The organism is Streptomyces sp. NPDC086777, assembly GCF_040702065.1.
GTDB lineage: Bacteria > Actinomycetota > Actinomycetes > Streptomycetales > Streptomycetaceae > Streptomyces.
Genome location: NZ_JBFBJI010000006.1, coordinates 302,216 through 314,847, shown reverse-complemented (window position 1 = coordinate 314,847; position 12,632 = coordinate 302,216). Strand labels below are relative to the sequence as shown.

Below are 12,632 nucleotides of genomic sequence, written 5' to 3'. Positions count from 1 at the left end.
CGCGGGGCTGCATCCAATATGCGGCTCCGCCGCGCGAGCAGCCCCCACGCACCCGCAGCCGACCCGCAACCACCCCTCGATCACACCGGCTGCCGGTGAAGCGCCCCGCGCACCAGCTCCGCCACCCCGCCCTCCCCCGGCGGCGCCGCGACACACGACAGCGCCAGCCGCACCACCAGCTCGCACGACCGGGACAGCTCGCCGTTCCCCTTCCCGGCCCCCGCACCGGAGAGCACCGCCACCGCCCGGTCGCGCACGATCTGCACGAAGTCCCCGGGAGAGGGCAGCGGCCCGTCCGCCCTCCGCTGCGCCGGCACCGCCGACGACGACGGCACCGCGGACAGCGTCGGTGACGGCAACCGCTCGCTCCAGCACCCCGTGAGCATCGCCCGCACCAGCACGTTCTCCCGAGCCGCCACCGCCATCCACTCGGCCGTCGCCGTCAGGCGCTCGCGCGCCTCGGCATGGCTCACCAACGCCCGCTCCACCCCGGCGAGATACCCGTCGGCCTCCCTGCGCACCAGCGCCCGCGCCAGACCTTCCTTGCTGCCGAACTCGTTGTACAGCGTCTGTCGGGAGACCCCGGCCGCCGCCGCCACGTCGACCATCCGCACGGCAGCCCACGGCCGGCGCGCGAGCGCCGCGTACGCGGCGTCCAGAAGGGATTCCCGGGCTGCAGGCATCATCGCCTCCCTGGGGCGAGCGACTCTGCGCCCAGATTTGACGCGCACGAATCGACTGTCAAGGGTTCGCGAAGGCATCGAGGGGCGCCCTTCGGCCAACACGCGCGGGCGCGCCGCACGCGTACCGGAGCCCAACGGAGGTCACCACCCGATCACTTGCCGGCATCACCGGGCCTCCCCTGGTAGCCCCGCGCCCACCCCGGCAGATACCGTTCGTCACATGCCGGACTACCTCGATGACCTGCGCCTGGCCCACGTACTCGCGGACGCGGCCGACGCCGTGACCATGGAACGCTTCAAGGCGCTCGACCTCAAGGTCGAGACCAAGCCGGACATGACCCCGGTGAGCGAGGCGGACAAGGCCGCCGAGGAACTGATCCGCAGCCAGTTGCAGCGCGCCCGCCCGCGGGACGCGATCCTCGGCGAGGAGTACGGCATCGAGGGCACCGGCCCGCGCCGCTGGGTGATCGACCCGATCGACGGCACGAAGAACTACGTGCGGGGCGTCCCGGTATGGGCGACCCTGATCTCCCTGACGGAGGCGGCCGAGGGCGGCTACCAGCCCGTCGTCGGCCTGGTCTCCGCCCCCGCGCTCGGCCGCCGCTGGTGGGCCGCGAAGGGCCACGGCGCCTTCACCGGCCGCAGCCTGTCCAAGGCGACCCGCCTGCACGTCTCCAAGGTCTCGAAGCTGGCCGACGCCTCCTTCGCGTACTCCTCGCTCGGCGGCTGGGAGGAGCGCGGGCAGCTGAACGGCTTCCTGGACCTCACCCGCGAGGTGTGGCGCACGCGCGCGTACGGCGACTTCTGGCCGTACATGATGGTCGCCGAGGGGTCCTTGGACATCTGCGCCGAACCGGAGCTGTCCCTGTGGGACATGGCGGCCAACGCGATCGTGGTGATGGAGGCCGGCGGCGCCTTCACCGGCCTCGACGGCCGGCCCGGTCCGCACAGCGGCAACGCGGCCGCGTCCAACGGCCTGCTCCACGACGAGCTGCTGTCGTACCTCACCCAGCGTTACTGAAACGGCCTTCTGAGGCACAACAGGCCCGATCGGGCTCACTGCTCACATCACATATGAGCGCGTGCGCCCTCAATTGGCTGCACGCACCCCCTTGTTGACCCGTGCTTTACCTGCCACCCTGAGAGAACCCTCACTTGTGCATTTGTGAATCGCTGAACTATCACGCGATTTCCCCCAGGAGGTGGCACCTTCCATGCTCGTCCGTGACGCCATGAGCACCGTGGTTCTCACCGTCGGCCCCGCCCACACCCTCCGCCAGGCAGCCGCCCTGATGTCCGCGCGCCGCGTGGGCGCGGCGATCGTCCACGACCCGGACGCCGGCGGTATCGGGATCCTCACCGAACGCGACATCCTCAACTCCGTGGGCCTCGGCCAGAACCCGGACACGGAGCCCATCCACGACCACACCACCAACGACGTCGTGTTCGCCACCCCGACCTGGACGCTGGAGGAGGCGGCCCGGGCGATGGCCCACGGCGGCTTCCGCCACCTGATCGTCCTGGACGGCGGCGAACCGGCCGGCATCGTCTCGGTTCGCGACATCATCCGCTGCTGGGCACCGGCCCGGCACCCCGTCTCCGCATGACCAGGGCGGCACCCCACGGGCGACGCCCGCACGGGTGCCGCCCCCCCTGCCGCCCCGCCGGACCTGAACTTGATCCCGCATTGGACTAGGTCCAAGTCGAGTAAGGTTCCAAAGTCACACCTGTTCGGAAAAGGAAGGCCCGGCTGTTAGGCTGAATGCCATGAGTGACCTTCTGGAACGGCTGCGTGGACGCGGATGGCGGATGACCGCGCAGCGTCGCGTCGTGGCCGAGGTACTCGACGGCGAGCACGTCCATCTGACGGCCGACGAGGTCCACGCCAGGGCCGTGGTCAAACTCCCCGAGATCTCCCGGGCGACCGTCTACAACACGCTGGGTGAGCTGGTCTCGCTCGGCGAGGTCGTCGAGGTCTCGACGGACAAGCGCGCCAAGCGGTACGACCCGAACGCGCACCGGCCGCACCACCACCTGGTCTGCGCCCGCTGCGGCTCGATCCGCGACGTCCACCCGACCGGCGACCCGATGGCCGACCTCCCCGCCTCGGAGCGGTTCGGCTTCACGGTCTCCGACGTCGAGGTGACGTACCGCGGCCTGTGCCCGGAGTGCGCGGCGGCCGCCTGACCCAGGAACGTCCCCGAAGGCCCCGGCTCCCATGAGGAGCGCCGGGGCCTTCGTCGTCCTTCGGCCCGGCAGGCATCGGCCTGGCAGGCGTCGGCCCGGCAAACACCGAGGGCCGGAACCCGTTTCCGGATTCCGGCCCTCGGCCTTCAGTAGCGGGGACAGGATTTGAACCTGCGACCTCTGGGTTATGAGCCCAGCGAGCTACCGAGCTGCTCCACCCCGCGTCGATGAACAGAACACTACGTGAGGGACACGGACAGAAGCAAATCCATCTCGGTGACCCCACCTGACCTGCGGGAATCCCGGCCTAGGCCGACAGTTCCTCCCGCAGGGCGTCGCGGAGCCGCCCGGCCCGCTCGGTCACCTCGGCCGGCCCCAGCGCCACCGCCCGGTCGGCCCACTGCTGTCCCACCGCGAGCTCGCCACGACGCGCGTAGACCAGGGCGAGCCGCAACGCCGCCCGCCCGTGCCCGGCGTCGGCGGCCCGCTCCCACCACACGGCCGCCTCCGGCTCGCTGCCCTCCCGGGCCAGCAGCAGCCCGAGGTTGAACGCGCCGTTGCGCGAGCCCGCCTCGGCCGCCGTCCGGTACCAGCGCGCCGCCTCCACCACGTCCCCGCGCGCGGCGGCCAGCATCCCGACCCGCACCTGGGCCCGCCGGTGCCCCTGCGTGGCGGCCCGCTCGTACCACTCCTCGCACTCGGTCTTCACGTTCAGGGACGACTCCCCGAGCTCGTGCTCGGACACCGCCGGCCGGCGTGCGTCGAGGACCGCGGCGAGCCGGTAGGCGGCCTCGGCGCTGCCGCCACCCGCCGCGCACCGCAGATGGCGCTCCGCCGCGGCCTCGTCGCCCTCCCGGAGCCGGGCGATGCCGACCTGGAGGGCGGCCTCCGTGTGCCCCGCGGCGGCCGCCCGCTCGTAGCAGTGCAGCGCGACCCGGTCCTCGCCGCGCCCGGCGTAGAGGATCCCGAGATTGAACGCGGCGTCCACGCTCCCCGCCTCCGCGGCCTTGGAGAACCACGGCTCGGCGCCGCTCGTGTCGCCGACCTGGAGCAGCAGGACGGCGAGCGCGTTCGCGGCCTCTCGGTGCCCGGCGTACGCGGCCCGCCGGTACCACTGCTCGGCCTGCGCGGTTCGGCCCTGCTCGGCGCAGAGCAGCGCGAGGTTGTAGGCCCCGTTGTCGTCGCCGGCGTCCATCGCCGCCCGGTACCAGCGCTCGGCGGTCTGCGTCTCGCCGCGCTCGGCGTGCAGTGCGCCGAGCGCGTTCGCCGCGTTGCCGTCGCCGTCCTGGGCGGCCCGCAGCCACCACACGGCGGCGGACTCGGTGTCCCCGGCGTCGCGCAGCAGGAAGCCGAGCGCGCAGGCGGCCCGGGCCTCGCCGTCCTTGGCGGAGGTCAGGTACCAGCGCCCGGCCTCCTTGAGCTCGCCGCGCCGCTCCAGGATCGCACCGAGGTGCAGCGCGGCCCGCCGGTGGCCGCGGGCGGCGGCCTGCCGGTACCACTGCTCGGCCTCGGCGGTCTCCGCGGTCTCGGCCGCGTCCTCCGCGCCGGCCCCGCTGTCCGCCCCGGTCCCGTCCTCGCCTGCGGCCGCCCTGCGGTCGAGCGCGCGCGCCAGCCGGTAGGCCGCCTCCCGGTGCCCCCGCTCGGCGGCGGCCCGCATCCACGGTCCGGCGGCGGTGTCCCCCCGGTGCTCCAGCAGGTCGGCCAGCGCGTAGGCGCCGAGCGCGTGCCCCTGCTCGGCGGACTGGCGCAGCCAGTACTCGGCGGCGGGTTCGTCGCCGCGTTCACGGTGGTGGCGGCCGAGCGCGTGGGCGGCGGCCGCGGATCCCGCGACGGCGGCGATCCGCCACCAGCCGGCGGCCTCCTCGGGGTAGCCGCGCTGATGGAGCAGGACACCGAGGTTGTTGGCGGCGGCCCGGTCACCGGCGCCGGTGGCCGCGCGCAGCAGCGACTCGGCCCCGTCGAGGTCGCCACGGCGCAGCAGCATGGCGCCGAGCACACTCATCGACTCGACGTCACCGGTCTCGGCCTGGAGCCGGTGACGTGCCTCCTCGGCGGCCTCGGCGGCCTCGTCGCGGGTCGGCTCCTCGCCCGAAGGCTGCACAAAACGCCCTGTCCCGAACAGAGTTGCCTTGTCCCCCATAACGTCCATCGTCGCACCACCTGCAACCTGGGTACACCACGTATACCGCAGACCGTGAGGTCACTTCAGCGTTTTGTCGACATGCCCACAGAACGACAAGTCAAACACATCTCCCCCAACTCCCCACAGCGGCACGGCGACCCGGTCCACCGGTACATGCGTTCGCCGCCCGTCCGGACACCGGGCGCCGGTCGTCCGGACACCGGGCGCCGGTCGTCCGGACACCGCGGGCGGTCCGCCGGTCGGCCACGCGCACGCGCGAAGGCCCGGATCCCAAGAGGATCCGGGCCTTCGACTTCAGTAGCGGGGACAGGATTTGAACCTGCGACCTCTGGGTTATGAGCCCAGCGAGCTACCGAGCTGCTCCACCCCGCGCCGTTGTGGTGAAACCGTATCACGGCGCGGGGGGGCTTGATCACCAGCTCCCGGTCACCCGGTCACGCGCCCGGGATCATCCGCTCGGGCCGGCACTCCCGCTGGGACTCGGACTGCTGCCGGAGCCCGGGCTCGCTGTCGCGTTCGGGCTCGGGCTGCCGCTCGGCGTCGCGCCGCTGCTGCTGCCGGCCTTCGACTGCGCCTCCTCGGCGCGCTTCAGCGCGTCCTGCAGCTCTTCCTGCGCCTTGCCGTACGCCGTCCAGTCGCCCTTCTTCAGGGCCTCCTGGCCGGCCGTGAAGGCCTTCTGGGCGTCGTCCAGCGCGGCTTGGACGGTGGGGTTGCCGGACGACGTCGGTGGCGAGGTCGTCCCGGTGTCCGAGGAGCCCGTATCGGAACCGTCGGTGCCGAAGACCTTGTCGAGCGCTTCGTCGAGGGTGTTCTCGAAGACGGTCCTGCCCTCGTAGGTGACCAACACCTTGCGCAGCAGGGGGTACTTGACCCCGGCACCGCGGACGTAGACCGGCTCCGCGTACAGCAGGCCGCCGTCCAGTGGCACGGTCAGCAGATTGCCGTACTCGACCTCGGAGTCGCCGCCCTTGAGCAGTTTGATCGCGGCCGCGATCTCCTGTTCGGAGTTGAACTTGCTCTGGACCTGTTTGGGTCCGTCGACGGTGGTGCTGGTCGGCAGTTTCAGGATTCTGATCTTGCCGTAGTCCTTGGAACCGGCCTCGGAGTCGACCGACATGAACGCGCTGAGGTTGTCCCGGCCGTTCGGTGTGAACGTCGTCGACAGCGAGAACGTCTGCGCGCTCTGGTCCGGCATCTTCATGCTCAGGTAGTACGGCGGCACCGCGTCACCCGACTTGTTGGTCGGGTCGTCGGGCACCTGCCACACCTCGCTGCCGGTCAGGAAGGTCTGGGCGTCCGTCACGTGGTAGCGGGTGAGCAGTTCGCGCTGCACCTTGAACAGGTCCTGCGGGTACCGGAGATGGTCCATCAGGTCCTGCGAGATGGCGCTCTTGGGCTGCACCGTGCCGGGGAAGGCCTTCATCCAGGTCTTCAGCACCGGGTCCTCGGTGTCCCACTGGTAGAGCTTGACCTCGCCGGAGTACGCGTCGACGGTCGCCTTCACCGAGTTGCGGATGTAGTTGACCTGGTTCTGCTGGGCGACCACCGCACGGGAGTTGTTGGTCGCGGTCAGCGAGTCGGCGGTCGTGTCGCCGAGGGTCGTACGGGAGGCGTACGGATAGCCGTTGGTCGTCGTGTAGGCGTCGACGACCCACTGGATACGGTGGTCCACCACCGCCGGATAGGCGTCGCCGTCGATGGTCAGCCAGGGGGCGACCGCCTCGACCCGCTCCTTGGGCGTGCGGTTGTACAGGATCCGCGAGCCCTCGCCGATCGCGCCCGAGTACAGGATCTGCGGTTCGTTGAACGCCACCGCGTACGCGGCTCGGTTGATCGGGCTGGAGAGGCTGACCCCGCTCTTGCCCGCGTAGCTGGTGAGCTTCTCACCGTTGTCGTCGGAGTAGTCGATCTCCTTCTGGGGACCGCCGACGATCGAGTACGTGTTGGTCTTCTCGCCGTAGTAGACGCGCTGCTGGTACGTGCCCAGGTCGCCGGTGGACGGCAGGTCGGACTCGGTGAAGACGGGCTGGCCCTGGTCGTCGGCCTCGGTGCCCTTGGCGGCGACCACGCCGTAGCCGTGGGTGTAGCGGAAGTGGTCGTTGATCCAGTTGTTCTTCGGGATGCCGGCGAGGTTCAGCTCGCGCAGGCCGATGACGGTGTCCTGGACCTTGCCGTCCTTGGTGTAGCGGTCCACGTCCAGGTTGGTCGGGAACGCGTAGTAGTTCCGCATCTGCTGGAGCTGCTGGAACGTGGGCGACACGATGTTCGGGTCCATGATCCGGATGCTCGCCGTGGCGTCGACGTCGTCCCGGAGCTTGGTCTTGTCCGTGGTCGTGCTCGTGCCCTTGTACTCGGTGACCTTGGTGTCGTCGATGCCGTACGCCTCGCGGGTCGCCTTGAGGTTCTTCTGGACGTACGGGGCTTCCTTGGCCTGCTCGTTGGGCTGGACCTGGAACTTCTGGACGATCGCCGGGTAGAGGCCGCCGATGAGGATCGCCGAGAGGACCATCAGGCCGAAGCCGATGACGGGCAGCTGCCAGGTGCGCCGCCACAGGGTGGCGAAGAACAGCAGAGCGCAGATGACGGCGATGCAGAACAGGATCGTCTTGGCGGGCAGATAGGCGTTCGCGTCGACGTATCTCAGGCCCGTCCAGTTGCCGGTGGCCTTGAAGTCGCTGGACTTCACAGCCAGTCCGTAGCGGTCGAGCCAGTAGGCGACCGCCTTGAGGGCGACGAAGAGGCCGAGCAGCACGGAGAGGTGGCCGGTCGCGGCACCCGTGGCGCGCGCGCCCGGGCTGGTGACGCGCAGCCCGCCGTACAGGTAGTGGGTGAGCGCGGCGGCGATCAGGGAGAGGATCGCGGTGGCGAAGCCGAAGCCCAGCAGGAAGCGGTACCAGGGCAGGTCGAAGGCGTAGAAGGACACGTCGAGGTGGAACTGCGGGTCCTTCTGGTGGAAGGGCACGCCGTTGACCCACATCAGCCACGTGCGCCACTGCCCGGCCGCGGAGGCGCCGGCGATCAGCCCGACCAGCGCGGTGACGGCGAGCAGCAGCCACTTCTTGTACGGCGCGATGCCCATCCGGTAACGGTCGAGGCTCTGCTGCTCCATGGACATGGCGCTCAGCGGGGGACGCAGCCGGTGCGCCAGCCAGATGTTGAAGCCCACCGCGGCCGCCATCAGCAGACCGAAGACGGAGAACAGCCCGATCTTGGTCCACAGGGTGGTGGTGAACACCGAGGAGTAGTGCACCGACCGGTACCAGAGCCAGTCCGTCCAGAAGCCCGCGAACATGGTGAACGCCATGCCGAGCGCGGCAAGGACGCCCAGTGTCAGGAGCAGGGTCCTGACCCGCCGTGACGGACGTCCGGTCGCTCTGATCCGTGGCCCCGTCGGGCCTCCGCCGCGGTCCGGCATCTGGAAAGCCAAGGTGCGCACCTCGAAGTTCGCTGTTTGATTCGCTGTTGATCCGTTGTTGTTGCGTCAGGCCCACTTGTTCGCGGGCCGGACGTGTCCCCCTGTGATCGCGGGGCCACACCTATGCAACTTACTCACCGCTTACTCGGTTCCCGATTCCGGCCATGAACGAGGCAGGATTGTGACCATGTCCAACACTCCCATGGCAGCGAACCCGCTCACCCGGGCCGTCCTAGAGATCGACGAGTACGCCTCCGGCCTCGGCTGGGACCAGCCCGCTCGTCTCTTCGCCCTCGTCGACACCGCGCGACTGCGCACCCAGGAACCGGCCCTCGCCGCCCAGCTCGGTCTGGAGGACGAGTCCGCGACCACCGGTCTCACCCCGATCGAGCAGGACGAAGTGCCAACGGACAAGGCGCTGGACGAGTTCCTCGGCACCATCGCCTGGCCGGACGCGGTGGTCGGCTGCGCGCTCACGGTGGAGCGGCTGATGCTGCCGCCGTCCGCCGAGTCCCAGGTCCCCGAGGGGCTGAGCGAGGCGAAGCTGACCAAGTGGGTGGCGGGTCACCCCGAGCGCCAGGAGGTCCGGATGACGGTCGCGGTGCTGCGCGACGGCGGCCGCGACGCGGCGGTACGGCTGCGCGAGAAGGACTCGCCGACGGAGGTGCTCACCGGTCCCGACCTGGTCCCGGGCCTGGCGGACGCGCTGAGGGCGACCTTCGAGGACTGAGCCCGCCACCATGCGGCGGCCGGGGGCGCCCCTCGTCAGGAAGGGCGCCCCCGGCCGCGTGTCCGGCTGTCTGTCTGCCCGCTCAGCCCTTGGCGGTGCACTTCGGCAGGGCACCGGTGTCCCCGCTGCGGATGTCCTTGAGGGCGCCGAGGGCGTCGCCGATGGTCTTCACCTTGACGAGGGTGAGCCCGCTCGGGGTGTCCTTGGCGGCCTCGGCGCAGTTGTCGGCCGGGGTCAGGAAGTACTGGGCGCCCTTGCTGCGTGCGCCGATGGTCTTCATCGAGATGCCGCCGATCGGACCGACCGTGCCGCCGTCGTCGATCGTGCCGGTGCCGGCGACGAACTTGCCGCCGGTGAGGCTGCCCGGGGTGAGCTTGTCGTAGATCCCGAGCGAGAACATCAGCCCCGCACTCGGTCCGCCGACGTCGGCGAGCTTGATGTCGATGGAGAACGGGAAGGTGTGGTCGGTCCCGGCGGAGATCCCGACGATGGCGCGCTTCGTACCGCTGTCGTCGGAGGTGGTCGTGGTGACCGTGACGTTCTCGGTCTTGGTGGCCGTCTTGTTCGCCTTCTCGGCGGCGGCCTGCTCCTTGGCCGGCACGACGGTGAAGACCACGTCCTGGCCGGGCTTGTGCTTGGTCACCAGCGTGGCGACGTCGGCCGGCTGCTTGACCGCCGTACCGTCGACGGCCTTGATCACGTCACCGGCGTGCAGCCTGCCCTCGGCCGGCGAGTCCTTGAGGACCGTGGAGACGATCACCCACGACTTCACCGGGACGCCCAGCTCCTTCAGCGCGGCGACCTTGGCGCTCTCCTGGGACTCGCTGAACTCCTCGGCGTTCTCCTGGGTGGACTGCTGCTCCGTCTTGCCGTCCGGGTAGAGCGTGTCGTGCGGCACGACCTTGTTGTCGTGCGAGAGCCACCCGTAGACGGCCTCGACGAGGTTCATCTTGTAGTCCGCGCTGGTGACCCTCACCGTGGTCATGTTCAGATGCCCGGAGGTCGCGTAGGTCTTGTGACCGGAGATCTGCAGCACCGGCTCGCCGTCGTGGTCCCCGAGCGTGTTCACGGTCGGGCCGGGAGACATCTCCGAGTACGGCACGTTGATGAGCACTCCGGCGCACAGGAGTGCGATCAGCATCAGGGTGGAGGCGAGCATCGTCGCGGTGCGGCGTGGCATGCGAAGACAGTACGGGACGGGTCTGTCAGCGCACCGTCAGGGCCACCGTCATACGCGTCCCGGCCACCCTCAGCCGCCGGAGCGGGACTTCTCCATGGCCTCGCGGAAGCGTGCGTACCCGTCGAGTTCGGGCCCGTCGCTGCGCGCCCTCCTGGTCCGGTTGGCCCAGCTGCCCCACACACCGGCACCGACCGCCGCCACCAGCGGAATCAGCAACCAGACGAGCGCCGCCATGCCGACCTCCCAACCCCATGAGCGTCCGCGACCGGCTGATCAGCAGATTAATCACCCGCACTGACAACGCTCACGCGAGGGGTACGGTTACGCAAGCGGAGGCCGGACAGGGGCCCGTCAGCAGGCCCCCACCCATTCCTCCGTCCCATCCGAGAACTTCTGGTGCTTCCAGATGGGCACCTCGTGCTTGAGGTCGTCGATCAGCTTTCGACAAGCTTCGAAGGCGTCCCCCCGATGCGGACACGACACACCGACGACCACGGCGAGATCACCCACCCGCAGGTCCCCCACCCGATGCACGGCGGCCAGCGCCCGCACCGGGTACTCGGCGACGACCTTCTCGGCGACCCGCCGCATCTCGTCCTCGGCACTGGGGTGGCACGAATACCCGAGCGCGTCCACGTCGGCGCCCCCGTCGTGGTTCCGCACCGTCCCCACGAACAGCGCGATCCCACCGGCCGCGTCGTCCCCCACGGCGGCGAACACCTCGTCCACGGAGAGCGCACTCTCCCTGATCCCGATCAGCTTCACGGGATCCGCGGCGCCCCGCTCCCCAGGATGATCACTCACAGCAGCCATACCCCCATCGTGCCGCACGCCGACGACCACACGGAATACGACCAACACCAGTCCCACCCGCACACGGCTTTGGAGACTCCTACAGCACCGCTGCCCCTCGGGCGCCCGCACCCCACCGTCCAGCCCACCCAGCGTTCGAGGACCACCGGCACGCACCCCCACCCTTCAGCCCGTCCGGCGTTCGAGGACGAGGCCGGAGGCCGATGCGGGGGTCCGGGGGCGGCAGCCCCCGAAACGGGCGGTCGCAGGGGGCCCACCCCCTGAAGGACGGGACGGGCAGGGGCGGCGGGGGCGAGAAACCCCACGCCCTCAGATCCGCCGCCGAGCCTTCCGCGCCCGCCGCACCACAGCCGCCGCCCCCAGCAACGCCACCGTCGCCCCCGCGGCCCCCGCGGCCGTCGCGTCCTTGCGCCCCAGCCGCCGCCCCACCACCGTGTGCCGCCCGGCCACCTCCGCCAGCAGCTCGGCCAGCACCTCCTCGTTCGTCCACCCCGGCCGCCACCCGGCGTCATGCAGCCGGCTCCCGCTCACCACCCACGGATACATCGTGTACGCGAGGTCCCCGGCCGGCGACGGCGTGAGGCCGATCCGGTGCAGCCGGGCCGCCGCCCCCAGCGCCACCGCCGACGGCAGCTCCATCCGCCGGGTCCCGCTGAGCTCCTCGACCTCCTCCTGCTCCAGCCATCCGTCGCACCCGACCGCGAGTTCCCCCTCGACCTTCTCCAGGACGGCGTACTCCAGCGCACTGCACAGATCCTCGACGTGGCAGAACTGCCAGGCGGGCCGCGACCCGGCGACGACGAGCAGCCGAGGAGACTCGAAATACCTGGTCAGCGCGGTGTCGGTACCCCCGACCAGCACCGCTGGCCGCACGACGGTGACGTTGAGCCCCGGATGCGCGCGGGGCGCCCGGCGCGCGAGCCGCTCGATCTCCAGCAGGTCGCCGACCCCGGTGGCCTCGGCGGTGGCACGCAGCTCCGCGTCCTCCGACAGCGGCAACTCGTTGTCCGGCAGCGCGCCGTACACCATCGCCGAGGTGCACAGCACCACCCGGTGCACCCCGGCCGCGGCCGCCGCGGTCAGCACGGTCTGCGTCCCGCGCACGTTGTAGGCCGTACGAGCCGCCGGGTCGGTCTCCAGGTCGAGGTCGAGCGCGAGGTGCACCACCACGTCGGCCCCGCGCAGCTTGTCCGCGATGGCCGGATCCCGTACGTCGAGGATGTGCCACTGGGCGGCCGCGCACTCCCCGCGCCGCTCGTCGATGGCGATGACCTGCCTGATCTCCTCGGACGCGGCCAGCCGCTCGGTGAGCAGCGCGCCGACCCCGGTCGCGGCGCCGGTGACGGCGACGACGGGCCCGCGCACGGCGGGAGGGGTTGAGTGGTTTCGCGCTGCGCGAACCTGCGGATCTGGGGAACTCACCGGGCGTCTCCAGCGGTTGTCTTCAGTACGAGCGTGAGTGACGCGTACGTACCAGGTGG

Annotated in this window: 11 protein-coding genes and 2 tRNA genes; 4 read left to right on the top strand and 9 right to left on the bottom strand. The window is 70.7% G+C overall.

What is annotated here, in order from left to right:
- Positions 1-80: 80 nt before the first annotated feature.
- Entirely contained in the window at positions 81-686 is a 606-nt protein-coding gene (locus tag AB0472_RS11925; protein WP_366355646.1) for a TetR/AcrR family transcriptional regulator, read from the bottom strand.
- Between the two features lie 217 nt (positions 687-903).
- On the opposite strand from AB0472_RS11925, the gene hisN reads away from it, so the two are divergent.
- The 3 genes from hisN to AB0472_RS11910 all read left to right on the top strand — a co-directional run bounded on the left by hisN (position 904) and on the right by AB0472_RS11910 (position 2,870).
- Positions 904-1,704, top strand: coding sequence for a histidinol-phosphatase (gene hisN, locus AB0472_RS11920; protein WP_366355645.1), 801 nt, complete (start codon positions 904-906; stop codon positions 1,702-1,704).
- Between the two features lie 193 nt (positions 1,705-1,897).
- Positions 1,898-2,290 (top strand): CBS domain-containing protein, encoded by a 393-nt coding sequence (locus tag AB0472_RS11915; protein WP_366355643.1) that lies wholly within the window; start codon positions 1,898-1,900, stop codon positions 2,288-2,290.
- 160 nt (positions 2,291-2,450) lie between these two features.
- Complete coding sequence (locus AB0472_RS11910) at positions 2,451-2,870, top strand: Fur family transcriptional regulator (protein WP_366355641.1); 420 nt, start codon at positions 2,451-2,453, stop codon at positions 2,868-2,870.
- 150 nt (positions 2,871-3,020) lie between these two features.
- On the opposite strand, the gene AB0472_RS11905 is transcribed toward AB0472_RS11910, so the two are convergent.
- From AB0472_RS11905 to AB0472_RS11890, 4 genes are all read right to left on the bottom strand, one after another.
- Positions 3,021-3,094 (bottom strand) — tRNA-Met (locus tag AB0472_RS11905).
- Between the two features lie 83 nt (positions 3,095-3,177).
- Positions 3,178-5,019, bottom strand: a complete 1,842-nt coding sequence (locus AB0472_RS11900) for a tetratricopeptide repeat protein (RefSeq protein WP_366355639.1) — start codon at positions 5,017-5,019, stop codon at positions 3,178-3,180.
- A gap of 292 nt (positions 5,020-5,311) precedes the next feature.
- Positions 5,312-5,385 (bottom strand) — tRNA-Met (locus tag AB0472_RS11895).
- A 76-nt stretch (positions 5,386-5,461) separates the two neighbouring features.
- Entirely contained in the window at positions 5,462-8,449 is a 2,988-nt protein-coding gene (locus tag AB0472_RS11890; RefSeq protein WP_366355637.1) for a UPF0182 family protein, read from the bottom strand.
- A gap of 166 nt (positions 8,450-8,615) precedes the next feature.
- Here AB0472_RS11890 and AB0472_RS11885 point away from each other — a divergent pair, with 166 nt between their 5' ends.
- Complete coding sequence (locus AB0472_RS11885; protein ID WP_366355635.1) at positions 8,616-9,158, top strand: PPA1309 family protein; 543 nt, start codon at positions 8,616-8,618, stop codon at positions 9,156-9,158.
- An 82-nt stretch (positions 9,159-9,240) separates the two neighbouring features.
- Here AB0472_RS11885 and AB0472_RS11880 read toward each other — a convergent pair whose 3' ends face one another.
- From AB0472_RS11880 to AB0472_RS11865, 4 genes are all read right to left on the bottom strand, one after another.
- Positions 9,241-10,338 (bottom strand): PDZ domain-containing protein, encoded by a 1,098-nt coding sequence (locus AB0472_RS11880; RefSeq protein ID WP_366355633.1) that lies wholly within the window; start codon positions 10,336-10,338, stop codon positions 9,241-9,243.
- Between the two features lie 69 nt (positions 10,339-10,407).
- The gene (locus AB0472_RS11875) at positions 10,408-10,572 is read right to left on the bottom strand and encodes a hypothetical protein (RefSeq protein ID WP_177232951.1); all 165 of its coding nucleotides are present in this window, start codon (positions 10,570-10,572) and stop codon (positions 10,408-10,410) included.
- A gap of 117 nt (positions 10,573-10,689) precedes the next feature.
- Positions 10,690-11,151: a molybdenum cofactor biosynthesis protein MoaE gene (locus AB0472_RS11870; protein WP_366355631.1), complete on the bottom strand. Its 462-nt coding sequence runs from the start codon at positions 11,149-11,151 to the stop codon at positions 10,690-10,692.
- Positions 11,152-11,460: 309 nt separating this feature from the next.
- Positions 11,461-12,573, bottom strand: a complete 1,113-nt coding sequence (locus tag AB0472_RS11865; RefSeq protein ID WP_366355629.1) for an SDR family oxidoreductase — start codon at positions 12,571-12,573, stop codon at positions 11,461-11,463.
- Positions 12,574-12,632: the final 59 nt, after the last annotated feature.